Source organism: Nocardia sp. NPDC047038, assembly GCF_040644075.1.
In the GTDB taxonomy this organism is placed as follows: domain Bacteria; phylum Actinomycetota; class Actinomycetes; order Mycobacteriales; family Mycobacteriaceae; genus Nocardia; species Nocardia sichangensis.
The window spans coordinates 943480-961810 of sequence record NZ_JBEYVQ010000001.1; the positions used below are offsets into that span (position 1 = coordinate 943480).

22 protein-coding genes are annotated in these 18331 nt (G+C 69.7%); 17 read left to right on the forward strand and 5 right to left on the reverse strand.

The genetic code is table 11. From position 1 onward, the window contains the following. Nucleotides 1-58: 58 nt before the first annotated feature. The 8 genes from ABZ824_RS04595 to ABZ824_RS04630 all read left to right on the forward strand — a co-directional run bounded on the left by ABZ824_RS04595 (nt 59) and on the right by ABZ824_RS04630 (nt 7036). A complete protein-coding gene (locus tag ABZ824_RS04595; RefSeq protein ID WP_356961619.1) occupies nt 59-1027 on the forward strand; it encodes a phosphatidylinositol mannoside acyltransferase in 969 nt (322 codons plus the stop codon). After that, nucleotides 1024-2148, forward strand: a complete 1125-nt coding sequence (locus tag ABZ824_RS04600; protein ID WP_355070447.1) for a glycosyltransferase family 4 protein — start codon at nt 1024-1026, stop codon at nt 2146-2148. The genes ABZ824_RS04595 and ABZ824_RS04600 overlap by 4 nt, the downstream gene beginning before the upstream one ends. Next, nucleotides 2148-3191, forward strand: coding sequence for an NUDIX domain-containing protein (locus tag ABZ824_RS04605; RefSeq protein ID WP_355071036.1), 1044 nt, complete (start codon nt 2148-2150; stop codon nt 3189-3191). The genes ABZ824_RS04600 and ABZ824_RS04605 overlap by 1 nt, the downstream gene beginning before the upstream one ends. 104 nt (nt 3192-3295) lie before the next feature. Then, a complete protein-coding gene (locus ABZ824_RS04610) occupies nt 3296-3442 on the forward strand; it encodes a hypothetical protein (RefSeq protein WP_356961620.1) in 147 nt (48 codons plus the stop codon). Between the two features lie 205 nt (nt 3443-3647). Beyond that, complete coding sequence (gene pdxS / locus ABZ824_RS04615; RefSeq protein WP_195042546.1) at nt 3648-4550, forward strand: pyridoxal 5'-phosphate synthase lyase subunit PdxS; 903 nt, start codon at nt 3648-3650, stop codon at nt 4548-4550. A gap of 24 nt (nt 4551-4574) precedes the next feature. Beyond that, nucleotides 4575-5462, forward strand: coding sequence for a LysR substrate-binding domain-containing protein (locus tag ABZ824_RS04620; protein WP_356961621.1), 888 nt, complete (start codon nt 4575-4577; stop codon nt 5460-5462). Nucleotides 5463-5625: 163 nt separating this feature from the next. Further along, a complete protein-coding gene (locus tag ABZ824_RS04625; protein ID WP_355070451.1) occupies nt 5626-6123 on the forward strand; it encodes a hypothetical protein in 498 nt (165 codons plus the stop codon). 178 nt (nt 6124-6301) lie between these two features. After that, nucleotides 6302-7036, forward strand: coding sequence for an SDR family oxidoreductase (locus tag ABZ824_RS04630; protein ID WP_356961623.1), 735 nt, complete (start codon nt 6302-6304; stop codon nt 7034-7036). Nucleotides 7037-7147: 111 nt separating this feature from the next. Here the strand turns inward: ABZ824_RS04630 and ABZ824_RS04635 are convergent, their stop codons facing one another. Continuing rightward, nucleotides 7148-7774 (reverse strand): hypothetical protein, encoded by a 627-nt coding sequence (locus ABZ824_RS04635; protein WP_356961624.1) that lies wholly within the window; start codon nt 7772-7774, stop codon nt 7148-7150. A 105-nt stretch (nt 7775-7879) separates the two neighbouring features. Between ABZ824_RS04635 and ABZ824_RS04640 the strand changes: the two genes are divergently transcribed. The 3 genes from ABZ824_RS04640 (at nt 7880) to ABZ824_RS04650 (ending at nt 10304) form a co-directional block, all read left to right on the forward strand. Then, complete coding sequence (locus tag ABZ824_RS04640; protein ID WP_356961626.1) at nt 7880-8701, forward strand: acyl-CoA thioesterase II; 822 nt, start codon at nt 7880-7882, stop codon at nt 8699-8701. A gap of 135 nt (nt 8702-8836) precedes the next feature. After that, nucleotides 8837-9433, forward strand: coding sequence for a pyridoxal 5'-phosphate synthase glutaminase subunit PdxT (pdxT, locus tag ABZ824_RS04645; RefSeq protein WP_356962455.1), 597 nt, complete (start codon nt 8837-8839; stop codon nt 9431-9433). Nucleotides 9434-9551: 118 nt separating this feature from the next. Continuing rightward, complete coding sequence (locus ABZ824_RS04650) at nt 9552-10304, forward strand: YebC/PmpR family DNA-binding transcriptional regulator (protein WP_355070459.1); 753 nt, start codon at nt 9552-9554, stop codon at nt 10302-10304. A gap of 176 nt (nt 10305-10480) precedes the next feature. Here ABZ824_RS04650 and ABZ824_RS04655 read toward each other — a convergent pair whose 3' ends face one another. After that, complete coding sequence (locus ABZ824_RS04655) at nt 10481-10687, reverse strand: DUF5988 family protein (RefSeq protein WP_355070461.1); 207 nt, start codon at nt 10685-10687, stop codon at nt 10481-10483. A 42-nt stretch (nt 10688-10729) separates the two neighbouring features. Beyond that, nucleotides 10730-11665 (reverse strand): NADP-dependent oxidoreductase, encoded by a 936-nt coding sequence (locus tag ABZ824_RS04660; protein WP_356962456.1) that lies wholly within the window; start codon nt 11663-11665, stop codon nt 10730-10732. A 97-nt stretch (nt 11666-11762) separates the two neighbouring features. Between ABZ824_RS04660 and ABZ824_RS04665 the strand changes: the two genes are divergently transcribed. Further along, complete coding sequence (locus ABZ824_RS04665; RefSeq protein ID WP_356961628.1) at nt 11763-12734, forward strand: helix-turn-helix domain-containing protein; 972 nt, start codon at nt 11763-11765, stop codon at nt 12732-12734. 20 nt (nt 12735-12754) lie between these two features. Here ABZ824_RS04665 and ABZ824_RS04670 read toward each other — a convergent pair whose 3' ends face one another. After that, nucleotides 12755-14185 carry an alpha/beta hydrolase-fold protein gene (locus tag ABZ824_RS04670; protein WP_356962458.1) on the reverse strand — a complete coding sequence of 477 codons (1431 nt, stop codon included), beginning with the start codon at nt 14183-14185 and terminating at the stop codon, nt 12755-12757. A 121-nt stretch (nt 14186-14306) separates the two neighbouring features. On the opposite strand from ABZ824_RS04670, the gene ABZ824_RS04675 reads away from it, so the two are divergent. The 5 genes from ABZ824_RS04675 (at nt 14307) to ruvB (ending at nt 17717) form a co-directional block, all read left to right on the forward strand. Beyond that, nucleotides 14307-14822, forward strand: coding sequence for an O-acetyl-ADP-ribose deacetylase (locus tag ABZ824_RS04675; protein WP_355070464.1), 516 nt, complete (start codon nt 14307-14309; stop codon nt 14820-14822). A 97-nt stretch (nt 14823-14919) separates the two neighbouring features. Continuing rightward, a complete protein-coding gene (locus tag ABZ824_RS04680) occupies nt 14920-15372 on the forward strand; it encodes an acyl-CoA thioesterase (RefSeq protein ID WP_356961631.1) in 453 nt (150 codons plus the stop codon). Nucleotides 15373-15456: 84 nt separating this feature from the next. Further along, entirely contained in the window at nt 15457-16026 is a 570-nt protein-coding gene (ruvC, locus tag ABZ824_RS04685) for a crossover junction endodeoxyribonuclease RuvC (RefSeq protein ID WP_356961633.1), read from the forward strand. Continuing rightward, nucleotides 16023-16628: a Holliday junction branch migration protein RuvA gene (ruvA, locus tag ABZ824_RS04690; RefSeq protein WP_356961634.1), complete on the forward strand. Its 606-nt coding sequence runs from the start codon at nt 16023-16025 to the stop codon at nt 16626-16628. The genes ruvC and ruvA overlap by 4 nt, the downstream gene beginning before the upstream one ends. A 6-nt stretch (nt 16629-16634) precedes the next feature. Then, on the forward strand, nt 16635-17717 hold the full coding sequence (gene ruvB, locus ABZ824_RS04695) for a Holliday junction branch migration DNA helicase RuvB (RefSeq protein ID WP_355070470.1): 1083 nt from the start codon (nt 16635-16637) through the stop codon (nt 17715-17717). Nucleotides 17718-17753: 36 nt separating this feature from the next. Here ruvB and ABZ824_RS04700 read toward each other — a convergent pair whose 3' ends face one another. After that, nucleotides 17754-18317 (reverse strand): DivIVA domain-containing protein, encoded by a 564-nt coding sequence (locus tag ABZ824_RS04700; RefSeq protein ID WP_356961635.1) that lies wholly within the window; start codon nt 18315-18317, stop codon nt 17754-17756. Between the last annotated feature and the right edge of the window lie 14 nt (nt 18318-18331).

The following is an 18331-nucleotide window of genomic DNA, read 5'->3' on the forward strand; positions in this document are numbered from 1 at the left end:
ACGGTGGCGTCCGGGTATCCGTCACGATGAATTGCGGACCTGCAGCTCGGGGGCTCGGATGACGATCGGGGAACAGCTCGGCGCCGCCGGATACGCGGCGGGCTGGCGACTGGTGCGTGCGCTGCCGGAGACGACGGCACGACGACTGTTCGAGTGGGGCGCCGACCGGGTCGCCCGTCGCGCCAATCGGGAATTTCACGCGGGCGGCGCGCCGAACCAGTTGCGGCGCAATCTGGCGCGCGTGCTCGGTGTGCTTCCCGCCGACGTGCCGGACGAACTGATCGTCGCCAGCATGCGGTCCTACGCGCGGTACTGGCGGGAGGCGTTCCGGCTGCCCACGATGGACCATGCCGCGATCGACTATGACGTCGGCGGGCTGGAGCATCTGGATGCCGCGATTGCGAAGGGCCGAGGCGTGCTCTTGGTGCTGCCGCATTCCGGCAACTGGGACATTGCGGGCGTCTGGCTGGTCCAGCACTACGGCGGCCCCACCACCGTGGCCGAGCGGCTGAAGCCGGAGTCGCTGTTCGAGCGGTTCGTCGCTTATCGGCAGAGCCTCGGCTTCGAGGTGATCCCGCTGACCGGCGGTGAGCAGCCGCCGTTCGGTCTGCTGGCGGCCCGACTGCGACAGAACAAGATCGTGTGCCTGCTGGGCGAACGCGACCTCACCGGCAAGGGCGTGCCCGTGCAGTTCTTCGGCGAGCGCACCTGGATGCCGGCGGGTGCGGCGAAACTGGCGATCGAGACCGGCGCGGCATTGCTGCCGGTGCACGCCTGGTTCGAGGTCGACGCCGATGGCCGAGAGGACTGGGGCCTGAAAGTCGAAGCGCCGCTGAATGTTTCCGATGGCGTGGCGGCGGCCACCCAGGCGTTGGCGGAAACTTTCGCGGCGAATATCGCTGAGCACCCCGCGGATTGGCACATGCTGCAACCATTGTGGGAGAGCGATCTCTCGCCGCAGCGGCGTGCCAGGATCGCCACCGCGCAGGCGAGCATCAAAGCCGAACAGGGGGACGTATCGCCATGAAGATCGGCATGGTCTGCCCCTATTCGTTCGACGTCCCCGGTGGGGTGCAGGCGCATGTGGTCGAACTGGCGCGAGTGTTCATCGAACGCGGGCACAAGGTGAGCGTCCTGGCGCCCGCGTCCGAGGGCACCCCGCTGCCGGAGTTCGTGGTGTCGGCGGGGCGCGCCGTGGCCATCCCGTACAACGGGTCGGTGGCGCGGCTGTCGTTCGGGCCCATGGCCTACACCAGGATCCGCCGGTGGATCGAGGGCAACGACTTCGACGTGCTGCACATCCACGAGCCGAACGCGCCGAGCCTGTCCATGCTCGCGCTGAAGATCGCCGAGGGCCCGATCGTGGCGACCTTCCACACCTCTACGACGAAATCGCTGGTGCTGAGCACTTTTCAGGGTGTGCTGCGGCCGTATCACGAGAAGATCTCCGGTCGTATCGCGGTGTCCGAGCTCGCGCGCCGCTGGCAGGTCGAGGCGCTCGGCTCGGACGCGGTGGAGATCCCCAACGGCGTCGACGTCCCTGCGTTCGCGCGCGCGCCGATGTTGCCTGGTTATCCGCGCCCCGGCGGGACGGTGCTGTTCCTGGGGCGCTACGACGAGCCGCGCAAGGGCATGGAGGTCCTGCTCGGCGCGCTGCCCGAGCTGGTGCGCGAACATCCCGACGTCGAGATCCTGATCGTCGGCCGCGGCGACGAGGACCGGTTGCGCCGGGAAGCGGGCGACCTGTCCGGCCACTTGCGTTTCCTCGGCCAGGTGTCCGACGAGGAAAAGGCTTCCGCGATGCGGAGCGCCGACGTGTACGTGGCGCCCAACCTGGGCGGCGAGAGCTTCGGCATCATCCTGATCGAGGCGATGGCGGCGGGCACCGCGGTCGTGGCCAGTGAATTGGACGCCTTCCGCCGGGTACTGCGGGACGGTTCGGCGGGCATGCTGGTCCCGGTCGGCGACTCGGCGGCGCTGGCCACCGCGCTGCATGCCGTACTCACCGACGAGGTGCGCAGGGAGGGGCTCGTGCACACCGCGACTCAGGTCGTCGGCGAGTACGACTGGCCGGTGGTGGCCGAACAGATCCTGCGCGTCTACGAGACGGTGACCGTGGGCGACACGAGAGTGCGGGCCGCCGGATGATCACCTTCTCCGCGACGACCGTTCTGGTCCTCGCGCTGATCGCGGCGGTTGTCGTCGCGATCGGTCTGTGGGCGTACTCCACCGCCAACCGGCTCGACCGGCTGCACGTGCGCTCGGATCAGTCCTGGCAGGCGCTCGACGCGGCGCTGGCCCGCCGGGCGGTGGTGGCCAGGTCGGTCGCCATGGCGATCGCGGGTCCGGTGTCCGATCCGGCTCTGTCGGAGCAGGCCGGACAACTGGCAGCGCTGGCGGACCGGGCCGAGCGCGCCGGTCGCGCCGAGCGCGAGACCGTGGAGAACCGCTTGTCCACCGCGCTGTCGGCGGTCGACATCGGCACGCTGCGCCCGCAACTCGTCGCCGAACTGGCCGACGCCGAGGCCAGGGTGCTGATCGCACGCCGCTTCCACAACGACGCCGTACGCGACACGCTGGCGCTGCGCACGCGCCGCCCGGTCCGCGTCCTGCACCTGGGGGGTACCGCGCCGCTGCCGTCCTACTTCGAGATCACCGAGCGCGCTACCCCGGCCGCGTCCACCGGCCTCGCGGTGGACACCATCCGCACCACCGCGCGGGTGGTGCTGTTCGACGAGAACGACCGGACTCTGCTGATGCGCGGCAACGATCCGAAGACGCCGCAGGTGTCGTTCTGGTTCACCGTCGGCGGGGGCGTGGAGCCGGGGGAGAGCCTGCGCGCGGCGGCGGTACGGGAACTGTACGAGGAGACCGGATATCGCGGGGATCCGGCCGCCCTGCGCGGTCCGATCTGGCGGCGGGTAGCGGTATTCCCCTTCAACGGGGAGCTGATCCGGAGCGAGGAGTTGTTCTTCGCCCTGCGGGTGCGTGGTTTCGACCCGCAACCGGCGAACCTGACCGCGATCGAACGCCGCTCCATCACCGGGCACCGATGGTGCACCGCCGCCGACATCGTCACGCTGGACCGCTCCGGCGAAACCGTCTACCCGTATCACCTGGACGAACTGCTGGCCGAAGCAGCTCAGGCCGCGTCGGGCACCGGCGATCCGGAGGTCCGCTCCATCCGCTGACCGGCCACGGAACACGTGTGATGTGTTTCACGATCGTGATAGCGTCGCGATGATCCAGGGCGCCGGAGGGTACTGCTGTCGGGGACGCATGTGCTTTCGGTGTCGTGGTCCCGCTGACGGCGGGGCTGTTCCTGTTCGGTTGTGGAGGTAGTTGGTTCATGTCGTACCTGCTGTTCGATTTCCTGTTGCCGCTGATCGGTCCCGCGGCCGCGGAGTACTGGGCGCAGTTGCTGGTGGTCGGCCCGCTGTGATCGGGCGCCCGGCGCGAACCGGGCAGGCCAGTGCGGCGCCGGGACGGCACTGCGGCCGAGCCTTCCCGGCGTAAGGCGCCATTACCGAGATCGCACCAGGCCAGTGCACTCCAACTGGCTATCAAGTGGCCTTTTGCGCCCACCTAGAATCGTGGCGTTCGTATGCGAGTGATCGATTTGGCGCACATGCCTGGAGGAGTTTGCCGTGACCACCCCCGAGACCACCCAGACCGTCGGTACCGCCCGCGTGAAGCGCGGCATGGCCGAGATGCTCAAGGGTGGGGTGATCATGGATGTCGTCACGCCGGAGCAGGCCAAGATCGCCGAGGACGCCGGTGCGGTCGCGGTGATGGCGCTGGAACGCGTCCCCGCCGACATCCGTGCCCAGGGCGGGGTCTCCCGGATGAGCGACCCGGACATGATCGACGGCATCATCAACGCGGTCTCCATCCCGGTCATGGCGAAGGCACGCATCGGCCACTTCGTCGAGGCGCAGATCCTGCAGAGCCTCGGTGTCGACTACATCGATGAGTCCGAGGTGCTCACCCCCGCGGACTACGCCAACCACATCGACAAGTGGAACTTCACCGTGCCGTTCGTCTGCGGCGCCACCAACCTCGGCGAGGCGTTGCGCCGAATCACCGAGGGCGCGGCGATGATTCGCTCCAAGGGCGAGGCCGGTACCGGTGACGTGTCCAACGCGACCACGCACATGCGCAAGATCCGCCAGGAGATCCGTCGCCTGTCGTCGCTGCCCGAGGACGAGTTGTTCGTCGCGGCCAAGGAGTTGCAGGCGCCCTACGAGCTGGTCCGTGAGATCGCCGAGACGGGCAAGCTGCCTGTCGTGCTGTTCACCGCGGGCGGCATCGCCACTCCCGCCGACGCCGCGATGATGATGCAGCTCGGGGCCGAGGGCGTGTTCGTGGGGTCGGGCATCTTCAAGTCCGGCAACCCGGCGCAGCGTGCCGCCGCCATCGTCAAGGCCACCACGTTCTACGACGACCCGGACGTGCTGGCGAAGGTGTCGCGCGGGCTCGGCGAGGCCATGGTCGGCATCAACGTCGAAGAGATCGCCCAGCCGCACCGCCTGGCCGAGCGCGGCTGGTGAGCTCCGGCCGGTAGCGTCGGCCGCGTGGAGTTGCGGCAGCTGCGGTACTTCGTGGTTCTGGCGGAGGAATTGCACTTCCGCCGGGCCGCGGAGCGATTGTTCATCTCGACGCCGACGCTCAGCCAGCAGATCAAGGTGCTGGAGCGGGAGCTGGGCGGCCCCTTGCTGGTCCGGGAGCCGCGGGTGGAGCTGACGGCCGCGGGCGCGGTGCTGCTGCGCTCCGGTAGGAACGTGCTGCGCGCGATGGACGAGGCGATGCGCGAGACCAGGCGCGCTGCCGCCGCCGGTGCCCCGGTGCTGCGTCTCGGGCTGTTGAACGGCGTCCCGCCCTGGCTGCCCGCCCACATCGGCGGCCTGCTCACCGCCGTGCTGCCCGATGCCCGGATGGTGCTCACCGGTGGGACCACCGCCGATCAGGTGCGTTTTCTCGATGACGACGAAGTCGATCTCGCGTTGGTCCGCGCCCCGGTGGAGCTGCCCGAACGCTTCGCGCAACGTCCGGTTGCCCGCGAGGAGCTGGGCGTCGTGATGTCCGAGCGGCATCCGCTCGCCGGGGCGGCGGCGCCGTTGGACCCGGCCGAGCTCGATGGGCACGAGTTGATCTTGTTCTCCCGCGAATCCGCCGCGGGCCTGCATGATTCGCTGTTGCGTACGCTCGCCGACCGCGGCGCGGCGGTACGGCTGAGCGACAGCGCGATGGGCCATGCGCAGATGCTGGCCGTGCTGCCGTCACGTCCCGACGCGATCGGGCTCAGCTCGTCGCGCGTAAACGGACTATCCGGTCTGGTTTGGCGGCCGTTACGTGGCGCGCCCCTGCGGGTGACCTATGCGATCGCCTGGCGCGCGGCGGTGCGCGATCCGGCCGTCGCGGCGCTGCTCGCGGCACTGGCGTCCGAACTGTCGCCGGAATGAGCCCGCCGGTACCGCTTCCGATGCTAGGTTCACTTCTTACGGCGGCCAGAAGGTCGTCTCATGGTTCTCACAATCACGCTCAGTAGCTTCGCCATTCGATGGCCGTCCCGGCCATATCGCGCCCTATCACCGTCGGATCGATCCGAGCGCAAAGGACGAACAGTTGAAGCTTCTCAAGACCGGACGCATCGCAGCAGCGGGCCTAGCCCTTGTGGCCGCCCTCGGCCTGGCCGCCTGCGGCAGCGACGACAAGAGCGATTCGCACAACTCCACCCACACCACCACCGCCGCCGCTTCGGCGACCGCGAAGGTACCTGCCCCGCCCACCAAAGAAGAACTCAACGCCAACCTGCAGCGAGCGCTCGACCCCGCGGTGCCGAACGAGGAGAAGCTCGACCTCGTGCAGGGCATCGAGGCCGATCCGAGCCTGCCCAACCGCTTGGCCCAGGCGTTTCAGCAGGCCAACGCCACGGCAGTGGTCACGGGCGTCACCGCCTTCGGTGACACGGTCACCGCCCAGGCCACGTTCACCGTCAACGGGCAGGCGAACCAGGTCGACGTTCCGTTCGTCCTCGAAGACGGCAAGTGGAAGGTCCAGAAGGCCTGGGCCTGCCAGGCGCTGGCCAACCTGAACCAGCAGTCCCCGGCCTGCACCGCGTGATGACGGGAGCCGGCCCGGCGCGCGGGCGGTGACGTTCGTTTCGTCGTGACCGGCGTCGGCTCCACCCACCGCGGTCCGTGCACCGAATCGGTCCACGGCCTGCGGTGTTAGCCCGTGCCTAAGGCGTATTCGGCAGTGCGACATGGACACTCGACCGCGGCGATGGTCGGGTGGAGTCATGACAGCAAGCAGCACAACACCCGAACGCGTCGTCATCGTGGGCGGCAGCTCCGGCATGGGACTCGCGCTGGCGGCATCGCTGATCGATACGGGCGCGCAGGTCACCATCGCGGGCCGTTCCGCCGAACGGCTCGCCGCGGCGGAGCGCACCTTGTCCGCGGGGCCGGGCACGGTGCGCTCGGTCGTCGCTGACATCACCCGCGAAGCCGACCTCGAGCGTTTGTTCGCCGAATCGGAGCCGGTCGATCATGTCGTCACCACCGCCGCCGATGTCACCGGCGCCTATCAGCAGCTGGATCGGTTCGACGCCGACCTGGCTCGGAACCTCGTTTCCGCCAAATTGATCGGCCCCATGCTGCTCGCCAAGCACGCCCGGGTCGTACCGGGCGGCTCGGTGACGTTCACTTCCGGCGTCGCGGCGTATCGGCCCGCGCCGGGCGGCGCCATGGTGGCGGCGGTCAACGGCGCGCTCGCCTCGCTGGCCTACGCGCTGGCCCTGGAGCTCGGCCCGGTCCGCGTCAACGTGGTCTCGCCGGGGTGGGTCGACACACCGATCTGGGACACCATCGCCGGGCCCGCGAAAACCGAACGTCACCAGCAGCTCGCCGCACGCCTGCCCGTCGGGCGCATCGGCCGCCCTTCCGATATCGCGCAGGCGATGCTGGGCGTGATGCGCAATCCCTTCATCACCGGCACGGTCCTGCACGTGGACGGCGGGCATCGGCTGGTCTGACCGCTGGGCGCCGGGAACACATATGGCTACGTGGTTATGCGCATCCAATGATGAGATTGTGCCTCACCACAGAAGCCGAGCTCGAGCGGTAATCGACAAGGACCCGGGAACCTAGTCGGCCCGGTCCTGGTCGACTCGAAGCGCCGGACGATCAGGGTGGTCCCAGCGCACGAAGAAGGTCGGCGTGTAGGGATTATCGGCATCGTGCCGCAGCAGGGCCGGGATGGTCCATTGCGCGTCGGGTGGGGTGCGGCGGCGGAGCGCGGCCTCGGACAGCTCCAGTCGGAGGATCAGGTCGGCGTCGAGGTGGCGGCCCGCGAGCATCGGGCCGGCGACGACAACGGTGGTCGCGGGCGGCGCCGTGCGGATCGCGGCGCGCGCGGAGCGGTCGGCGGCTTCATCCCACAACGCGGGCAGCCACCGGCCGTGCTCGCGCAGCGCCTCCACGACTTCGCGGCGCAGCGCGGCGTAGTCGAACCACGCGGTGCGATAGGACATCTCGTCGGTGCGGCCGAACTCCATGCGCAGCGAGGCGGGACGCACGTAGTCGTGCAAGGAGACCACGTGGGCCGACCGTCCCGCGTCGCGCAGCGCCTCCACGATCCGGTCGGCGAGCGCCACCGGCTGTGCGGCGTCCGCGCCGTCGACGGCGATCACCGTGTGTGCGGTCGCGGTCAGCACGGGCTGGATCACCTGCGTGACGAGGGCGTCGGGCGTGATGGGCAGGAAGCGCGGCACCCATCCATCTCAGCAAAGTGCGACGGCCGGTGCGGCGTGGGCGTAGCCAGGCGTTCACCGGCGGCCGAACTGCGACGCCGTGAGCGGCCGGGATAATCTCAGCGCATGGCGACAATCGAAGAGGCGCTGGAAATAGAGCGGCTGGAGCGGGACATCTTCCGTGGCGCGTCCACCAAGACCCAGCTCGCGCGCACGTTCGGCGGCCAGGTTGCCGGCCAGGCGCTCGTGTCCGCGGTCCGGACGGTGGAACCGCGATTTCAGGTGCACTCCCTGCACGGCTATTTCCTCCGTCCGGGTAATCCGCAGGAGCCGACGGTCTACCAGGTCGAGCGCATCCGGGACGGGCGTTCGTTCTGCACCCGCCGGGTGACCGGCATCCAGGACGGCGCCGCGATATTCACCATGTCGGCCTCGTTCCACATCGGCGACGAGGGGCCCGAGCATCAAGATGTCATGCCCGATGTCCCGATGCCGGAGGATCTGCCCGACGCCAGCACCACGATGACGCCAGAACGGCTATGGGCGATGCGGGAGTGGGAACACTGGGACATACGCATGGTCCCGCACGAGAACGTGTCCCGCCGCGATGGTGTGGTCTCCCAGCAGCAGGTGTGGTTCCGCTACCGGCACCTGCTGCCCGACGATCCGCTGGTGCACGTGTGCACCCTCGCCTACATGAGCGATATGACGCTGCTGGGTTCGTCGAAGGTCATCCATCCCGACGAGCCGACCCAGAATGCCTCGCTCGACCACGCGATGTGGTTCTTGCGCCCGTTCCGCGCCGACGAATGGCTGCTCTACGACCAGTCCTCGCCGTCAGCGGCTTTCGGCCGGGGGCTGACCGGCGGCAAGATCTTCACCCGAGAAGGCACGCTGGTCGCGGCCGTGGTGCAGGAAGGCCTCATCCGCAGGCTGCGGGAGGACTGACCCGGCGGCCATCGCGACGCGGATGCGGCCGACCGTGAGCGGGCCCACATCGGTACGGCTCGTAAGCTTTCCGGCGTGAACGCTTCCTCGGTCACCGCACCCGCCGCCGACACCGGACAGGCGCGGTCCCGTCCCATGATCGGCGTGCTCGCGCTGCAAGGCGACGTCCGGGAGCACGTCGCCGCGCTCGCGCACTGCGGCGCCGAGCCGGTGCTGGTCCGGCGCGAGGCGGAGCTCGCGGCCGTGGACGCGCTCGTGCTGCCCGGTGGCGAGTCGACCGCGATCAGCAAGCTGCTGCAGGCCTTCGACCTGCTGGAGCCGCTGCGCGCGCGGCTGCGCGACGGTATGCCCGCGTTCGGTTCCTGTGCGGGCATGATCCTGCTCGCCTCGGAGGTGCTCGACACCCGCCCGGACGCCCAGCATCTGTCCGGCATCGATATGACGGTGCGGCGCAACGCGTTCGGCCGTCAGGTCGACTCGTTCGAAACCGACCTGCCGTTCTCCGGCCTGACCGACGGTCCGGTGCGAGCGGTGTTCATCCGCGCACCGTGGGTCGAGCGGGCGGGTGCGGGCGTCGAGGTGCTGGCCACGGTGCCGGATGGCCCCGCCGCGGGCCGGATCGTCGCGGTGCGGCAGGGCAACGTCCTGGCGACGTCGTTCCATCCCGAGGTCACCGGCGATCTGCGGGTGCACCGCATGTTCGTGGAGATCGTCCGTTCGGCCGCCGCGTAGTCGGGGCCGCTCTGTACGGCCGTGGTGGAGGCCCGAGTAGGCTGGAGAAGTTGTCCGCCCGGCGGTGCCGGTACCGTACACACCACCAGACGTGCCACCGACCTGAAGGAAGTAGGGAATGAGCGGCCACTCCAAATGGGCCACCACCAAGCACAAGAAGGCTGCGATCGACGCGAAGCGCGGCAAGCTGTTCGCGAAGTTGATCAAGAACATCGAGGTGGCGGCCCGGACCGGTGGCGGTGACCCGGAAGGCAACCCGACGCTGTACGACGCCATCCAGAAGGCGAAGAAGTCGTCGGTCCCCAACGACAACATCGAGCGCGCCCGCAAGCGCGGCGGCGGCGAGGAAGCCGGCGGCGCCGACTGGCAGACGATCATGTACGAGGGCTACGGTCCCAACGGCGTCGCCGTGCTGATCGAGTGCCTCACCGACAATCGCAACCGGGCCGCGGGCGAGGTGCGGGTCGCGATGACGCGTAACGGCGGCAACATGGCCGACCCTGGCTCGGTGGCCTACCTGTTCCATCGCAAGGGCATCGTCACCCTGGAGAAGAACGGGCTGTCCGAGGACGACGTGTTGCTGGCCGTGCTCGACGCGGGCGCCGAGGAGGTCAACGATCTCGGCGAGTCGTTCGAGATCGTCAGCGAGCCGGGCGATCTGATCGCGGTCCGCTCCGCGCTGCAGGGCGCCGGTATCGACTACGACTCCGCCGAATCCGGCTTCCAGCCGTCGGTGTCGGTCGCGGTGGACGTCGACGGCGCCCGCAAGGTGATCAAACTCGTGGATGCCCTCGAGGACAGCGACGACGTGCAGAACGTCTACACCAACGTCGACATCCCGGACGACGTGCTCGCCGAGCTCGAGGACTAGTCGATCGACCGCGCGCCGTACCCCCGCACGGCGGGATGCTGAGCGCGAAATCGGGGCGGCCGGTCTGTGTACGGGCCGCCCCGAGTGGGTTCATTCCTGGTTCCCAGCGCACCGCTCGGCGGCCGCGCCCCCACCTTCCGGTCGGCGCTGCGGCCGCCGGGGAGGTGGGGCCGGACTCACTCCGCGATCTCGGTGCGGTCGCACCACTCGTACACGCGCAGCCGCCCTTCAGGCGTGTCCTGCTCCCGCTGACTGACCTTGAAGTGCTCGTATCCGCCGCGGAACGGCACCTTCAATTCCACGCCGGGTGGGGTGATCGGGACGATGCGCGAGGGCAGATCGTGCGGCCCGCCTTCGAGGACTGCTTTTGCGCCTTTGCTCATCCTGGGATGGTAGAAGCGCGAAGGTCCTGATCGTGGCATATTTCATGGCACGGTGAGTACCAATTTGCCGACGGTTCGCCCGGTCTCGCCGAGCGCGTGCGCCTCGGCTGCCGCGGACAGCGGGAACGACCGGGCGACCGCCGGGCGCAACGCGCCGGATTCGACGAGTCCGGCGAGAGCGAGCATGCCCGCGTGATCGTGCTCCACCAGCATCCGGATCGCGCGCACGCCCAGCGCCTCCGCCTCGACTGCCAAGTCGACCGCGCCGAAGGCCCGCAACGTCACCAGCAGTCCGCCGGGACGCAGGGTGCGCAGGGACCGGATGCTGTTGTCGTCGTCGATCGAGTCCAGCACCAGGTCGACGTCGCGGACCGTCTCGGCGACGTCGGTGTCGCGATAGTCGATCACCTCGTCGGCGCCGATATCGCGCAGGAACGCGTGGTTCGGCGCGCTGGCGGTGCCGATGACGTACGCCCCGCGCGCTTTGGCGATCTGAACCGCGAAGTGGCCGACGCCGCCCGCTGCCGCATGGATCAGTACGCGTTGCCCGGGGCTGAGCCCGGCGGTGTCGACCAGCGCCTGCCAGGCGGTGAGCGCGGCGAGCGGGATCGCCGCCGCCTGTGTGTGGTCGAGCGCGGCCGGTTTGGGGGCGAAGGCGCGGGCGGGGCCGACGACGTATTCGGCGCAGGAACCGTGGCCGTACGGGTAAGGGAGCATGCCGAACACCTCGTCGCCGGGGCGGAACAGGGTGACGCCGATGCCGGTGGCCGCGACCTCGCCGGAGACGTCCCAGCCGAGGACGAACGGCGGCTCGGGAAGGAACAGTCCCGCGGTGGCGCGGTGGCGCCAGTCGGTCGGGTTGAGCCCGGCCGCGCGGACCCGGACCAGGATCTGGCCGGGGCCGGCCACCGGCCGCGGCAGTTTCACTTCGGTGAGCACCTCGGGTCCGCCGAGGGTCTGCTGGCTGATCGCGCGCATGGTCGCGGTGCTGTCGATTTCGGTCACGGCTGTCAGCCTGCCGGTATCCGACGGCAAAGAAAATGGCACGATTGCCATTCTTCGATATGATCATGCCATGGATTCGACGGCGCCTCATCGAGTGGTGGTGTTGGCGCTGGCGGGGGTCTACCCCTTCGAACTCGGTATCCCGAATCGGGTGTTCGGCAGTGCGGCAGGTAGATACGAGGTGATCACCTGCTCGGTCGACGGTCGTCCGGTGCGCAGTGCCGCCGATTTCGACATCGCGGTGGCCCACGACAGCCGCGCCTTGCGGAACGCGGACACCGTGGTGCTGCCCGCCTGCGACATCACGACGGCTCTCACCGGCACGCTGCCGCAGCCGGTGCTCGACGCGTTCGCGCTGATTCCGGCGGGGGCCAGGATCGTCGCGATCTGCACCGGTGCCTTCATCGCCGCGGCCGCAGGGCTGCTCGATGATCGACCAGCCACGACGCACTGGAATCAGGCCGGTCTGTTCCGGCGCACCTTCCCGCGGGTCCGCCTCGACCCGGACGTGCTCTATGTCGATGACGGGGACGTCCTCACGTCGGCGGGCGCCGCGGCAGGACTGGACGTCTGCCTGCATCTGGTGCGGCGCGATCACGGCAGCGCCGTCGCGAACGCGGTCGCGCGCCGCTGCGTCGTTCCCCCGTGGCGCGACGGCGGCCAAGCGCAATACATCGAGCAACCCGTGCCGCCCGAGACGTCGGCCGGGACCGCCGCGGTCCGCCAATGGGCCCTGGAGAACCTGCGCCATTCGCTGACCGTCGATGAACTGGCAGCCCGCGCCCGGATGAGTAAACGAACCTTCGCCCGGCGCTTCCGCGACGAGGTCGGCATGAGCCCGGGACGGTGGCTGATCCAGCAGCGGGTCTTCCGCGCCAGGCATCTGCTCGAAACCACCGACCTGACCGTCGATCGCATCGCGGGCGAGGTCGGCTTCGCCACCGGGACTTCGTTGCGTCAACATCTGGCCGACGCGATCGGCGTGTCACCGCAGGCTTATCGGCGTACGTTCCGTGCACGAGCAGGCGCCGCGGCGAGCTGAACGCCGGTGCGCCGACCGGTTCAGTCGGCGGCCGTGACGGGCAGACCCACGCGGCCTGCGATCCACGGCAGCGACGAGGTGAACGCTGCCGAAGCGAACTGCCAGGTGTGGCCGCCCTGGGTGGTGTAGACGGTGCAATCGATGCCGACCGCGCGTCCCGCGGCGCAGAGTTTGTCGGCGGCTCCGACCTCACCGGAATCGGGTATCCCGTCACGGCCGCCGAGGCCCGCGCGGTCGTCGTCTGGAACGGGCGCGCGCCTCGTCCCCCCGCCGGAGCGTTGTGCGGGGACGAGGTCGTCGAACAGGCCGGCGACGCCGCTGTAGCGACCGTGCGCGGCCATGACGGTCAGCGGGTCGAACGCGGCCCATGCGGCGGAGTCACCGCCGAAGAGCCGGGCGATGGTCTGCTCCTTGGTGCCGGACGACGGCCCGAGGTCACCGGCGATGTCGACGAAGGTGTGGACCAGATCGGGGTGCATGACCGCGAGGTCCACCGCGCAGGTGCCGCCCATGGACCAGCCGACCACCGCCCAATTCGCGGGATCGGCCGAGGCGCCGAACCGCGATTCGACATAGGCGGGCACGTCCTCGGTCAGATGGTCGGCGGCGTCGCCGCGAGGGCCGTCGACGCATTCGGTGTCGTTGTTGAAGCTGCCGCTGGAGTCGACGAAGACGAGGATCGGCGCGCGGCCGCCGTTGGCCTTGGTGAAGCTGTCCAGGGCGGGCATGATCTGGCCACTGCGGATCCAGTCCGCCGGCGTGTTGAACTCGCCGCCGATCATCATCACCACCGGCAGAGCGGGCGGGGTCGGCCCGGCGAACCACGCTGGTGGCAGGTAGACGTATTCGGTGCGATGCGGGAATCCGCTGCCCGCGTCGGGAATGCGCACCGGCACCAGTTTGCCGTCGGTAACGGCGGTGTTCCGCAGGCCGGGCAACGCCGAGAGGTCGGTTTCGTGCGGGAGCGGACCCGCGGTGACCGCGCCCCAGGCGGCCTGCACGGTGGGGTAGTAGCCGACCCACTGGTTCAGCACGATTCCGGTGCTCACCAGGGTCAGCGGGATGGCGAGGACCGCGATCCCGCGCCGCCGCCAGCGTGCGCCCGGCCAGCCGACGACCGCGACGGCGGTGGCGACGGCGGTCGCGCCGACCCACGCCCACAATCGGGTGGGCGCCGGATCGGAGGCCAATCCCTCGTCGGCCACGTACCACGCGGCGCCCAGCGCTCCCGCGACGCCGAGCGCCACGCAAACCGGCAGCTGGATCAGCCACCACTGTCTGCCGCGCCGAGCGACGGCGAGCAGCACGACCACCGCGGCGAGGAGCGCGACGGTCACCGGCAGCCAGCCGTGCAGCAGTGAGATCCCGTGGTGGAAGGTGTGCTGCTGGTTCGAGGCCGGACTCGCCGGGGGAACCTGCGGTGGCGCCGGAGACGTGGGCGCGGCGAGTATCGGCACGTCCGGCATTGTGCAGGCAGTTCCTCGAGAGACGCTGTGAATCGGCTCAGGCCCTCCTGTGCGACCGGCCCGAAATGTTGTCGTGCCGTCCGGGGTGCGCGAGGAGAATGCGAGCATGGTCGAACTGGTGCTGGTGCGCGGCGACATCACCGAACAGGAGGTCGACGCGGTGGTCAACGCGGCGAATTCGTCGCTGCTCGGCGGCGGGGGAGTGGACGGAGCGATCCACCGGCGCGGCGGCCCGGAAATCCTGGCGGAATGCCGCCGATTGCGGGCGTCCCACTACGGCGCGGGACTTGCCACCGGAGCGGCGGTGGCCACCACGGCGGGTCGGCTTCCCGCGCGGTGGGTCATCCACACCGTCGGGCCGGTGTGGTCGGACGTCGAGGACCGCTCCGCTCTGCTGGCCTCCTGTTATCGCGAATCCCTGCGTGTGGCGGACGAATTGGGGGCGCGCACGGTCGCCTTCCCGGCGATCTCGACCGGGATCTTCGGCTGGCCGATGGACGACGGGGCGCGAATCGCTGTCGACACGGTTCGTACGACCGAGACGGCGGTATCGGAGGCGCGATTCGTTCTCTTCGACGAACGGGCACACGGTGCGTTCGCGCGGCAGGTCTGCGGGACTTGAGACCTCCTGCGCCGGCAGCCGCCGTGTCGTCACGGGTACGGCAGGTCCGCAGCACCGGTGGGGCGAACTTGTCGGTCCTCGCTGACATAGTCGGCGCGTGGCGTTCAGTACTTGCATCGAAATCCGGGTCTCCGACCTGGATCCCCAGTTGCACGTCACCGGCGCGGCCTACCACCAATTCGCCGATCACGCCCGTTTCGCCTGTGTTCAGGCGGCGGGCGTGTCGGTGGACGAGCTGATCGCCTCCGGGCTCGGGCCGGTCAACTTGGAGACCGTGCTCCGCTTCCAGCGCGAACTCCGCGGTGGCGACACCGTGGACGTCTCGTGCGCCTGGCAGTGGGGAGACGGCAAGACCTATCGTGTCGAGCACGTCCTGACCCGCGCCGACGGCGTGGTGGCCGCGACGGTGACCAATGTCAGTGGCTTGCTCGATCTGGCGGCGCGGCGCCTCGTGGCCGATCCCGCGCGGCAGTGGGCGGCACGCGCGAGCCGTCCGGAGTTGCTGGGGTTGCCGGGCGCCGGGCGGGAAGCGGCGGTTGTCGGCGAATAGCCCGGGGCTGTGTCGCTGGACGGCGAAAGGCGAAGCCTCCGCTAGACTCTCGAACAGTTGTTCGTGTCTGCGAGAGGGGTTGTCGTGCGGGTGATGGGCGTCGACCCCGGACTCACTCGCTGCGGCCTCAGCATCGTGGAGGGCGGATCGGGGCGGAAGGTCACCGCCGTGGACGTCGACGTGGTCCGCACTCCCGGCGATATGGATCTGGCGCAGCGCCTGCTCGCGGTCGCGGACGCAGCCGAACGCTGGATGGACATCCACGAGCCGGGGGCCGTCGCCATCGAACGCGTCTTCGCTCAGCACAATGTCCGTACCGCCATGGGCACCGCGCAGGCGGGCGGCGTGATCGCGCTGGCCGCCGCGCGCCGGGGAATCCCGGTCGCGTTCCACACACCCAGCGAGGTGAAGGCCGCGGTGACCGGCAACGGCACCGCGGACAAGAAGCAGGTGACCGCCATGGTCACCCGTATCCTCGGGCTGCGGTCCGCGCCGAAACCGGCGGACGCGGCGGATGCGCTGGCGCTGGCGATCTGCCATTGTTGGCGAGCGCCGCTGCTGGAGCGGATGGCGGCGGCGGAGGCCAAGGCGGCCGCGGCGCAGCGCCGATACCGGGAGCGGCTGGCCGAACAACGGAAGGCGGTGCACGGGTGATCGCGTCGGTACGCGGTGAAGTGCTGGAAATCGCCCTCGACCACGCGGTGATCGAGGCGGCAGGCGTCGGCTACCGGCTCAATGCCACTCCGTCCACCCTGGCCGGGCTCACCCGAGGTGAGGAAACCCGGCTCTACACCGCGATGATCGTCCGCGAGGACTCGATGACCCTCTACGGTTTCGCCGACACCGAGGCCCGCGACCTGTTCGGCCTGTTGCAGACCGTTTCGGGCGTCGGGCCTCGCCTGGCCATGGCGGTGCTGGCCGTACTCGAACCCGAAGCGCTGCGCAAAGCGCTGGCCGAGAGCAACGTGGCGGCACTGACCCGGGTCCCCGGCATCGGCAAGCGCGGCGCCGAGCGCATGGTGGTGGAACTGCGCGACAAGGTGAATCTCGTTCCCGTGCCTGCCGGCCCGCCCGGATCCGCGCCCGCCGCGGTGATCACCCCCGTGCGTGACCAGGTCACCGAAGCGCTCGTCGGCCTCGGTTTCGCCGTCAGACAGGCCGAACAGGCGATCGACGCGGTGCTGGCGGAACAGCCCGCCGCCGACACCTCCGCCGCCCTCCGGGCGGCGCTCGGCCTGCTCGGCAAGAACCGGTAAGGCGTCATGGATCATCCTGAGGAACCCGCCGAATCGCAGGTCAGCGCAAACTATCTGAAGTCCGACGGCGAGATCGAGGCGAGTCTGCGCCCGAAGTCGCTGGACGACTTCATCGGTCAACCCCGTGTCCGCGAACAGCTCGCGCTGGTGTTGCGCGGCGCGAAACAGCGCGGCGGCACACCGGATCACGTCCTGCTGTCCGGGCCGCCGGGTCTGGGCAAGACCAGCATGGCGATGATCATCGCGGCCGAACTCGGCACCGCGCTGCGGATCACGTCGGGTCCCGCGCTGGAGCGGGCCGGAGACCTCGCCGCCATGCTCAGCAACCTGGTCGAGGGCGACGTACTGTTCATCGACGAGATCCACCGGATGGCGCGCCCCGCCGAGGAGATGCTCTACCTGGCGATGGAGGACTTCCGGGTGGACGTCGTCGTCGGCAAGGGGCCGGGGGCGACCTCCATTCCCCTGGATATCGCACCGTTCACCCTGGTCGGGGCCACCACCAGATCCGGAGCGCTGACCGGTCCGCTGCGCGACCGTTTCGGTTTCACCGGGCACATGGACTTCTACGAACCCGGCGAATTGCTGCGCATCTTGCAACGGTCGGCACACATCCTCGGTGTCGTCATCGAGGAGGAGGCGGCGGCCGAGATCGCGGGCCGCTCACGCGGCACGCCCCGTATCGCCAATCGCTTGCTGCGCCGTGTGCGCGACTACGCGGAGGTGCGTGCCGACGGCCGGATCACCCGCCCCATCGCCCAGGCCGCGCTGGAGGTCTACGACGTGGACGTGCTCGGTCTCGACCGGCTCGACCGCGCGGTGCTCGGCGCGCTCGTGCGCAGTTTCGGCGGTGGCCCGGTGGGGGTGTCCACCTTGGCTGTGGCGGTCGGGGAGGAGGCCGCGACCGTGGAAGAGGTCTGCGAACCGTTCCTGGTTCGCGCGGGCATGGTCGCGCGCACACCCCGCGGCCGGGTCGCCACCGCCGCCGCGTGGGAGCATCTCGGTCTCGTTCCGCCGCCCGACCTGGTGTTCGGTTCCATCGAAGTGCGCGGTCGCGAGCCGCACCCCACGCTCGACCTGTTCGAATGAGCCGCGCGCTCGGGTGATCGCCGCCGCGGTTGCGGGTCAGCGGCGATGGCGCAGGGCGGCGGCGACCAAGTCGCGGAAAGCGTCGACCTCGTCGCGCTGGTAGCCGCGAGTGCCGAGGCGGGCCTCGGTGAAGCGGACGGCCTCGACGTCGGTGAGGGTGAGGCTGCCCGGTCCGCCGTGCGCGAGGGTCGCGGCGACCAGATCGAGGAACGCGCCGACCTCTTCCTCGTTGTATCCGCGCCTGCCCACCGGGGCCTGGCTGAATCGCATGCGCTGCACATCGTCGAAGGTGAGCATGGCGTGGCCGTTGCCGTTCGCGGCGGGCACCGGACGGACGCCGCGCTGCCGGAACTCCAGTTCCGCGCGCAGTTGGTCGAGATACTCGTCGACCTGGTCGGCGCGGTAGCCGCGCTGGCCGAGCCGGGGCGCGCCGAAACCGACATGCCGCAGATCGTCGGCGGCGAGAACGCCGCGCCCGGCCAGCGTCGCGGCGACGAGTTCGAGGAAGGCATCCACCTCGTCCGCGTGATAGCCGCGATGCCCGAGCGTCGGGGTCGCGAAACGGGTGCGGCGCACGTCCTCCGGAGTCACGGGCGACATTCTGTCAGGCTCGG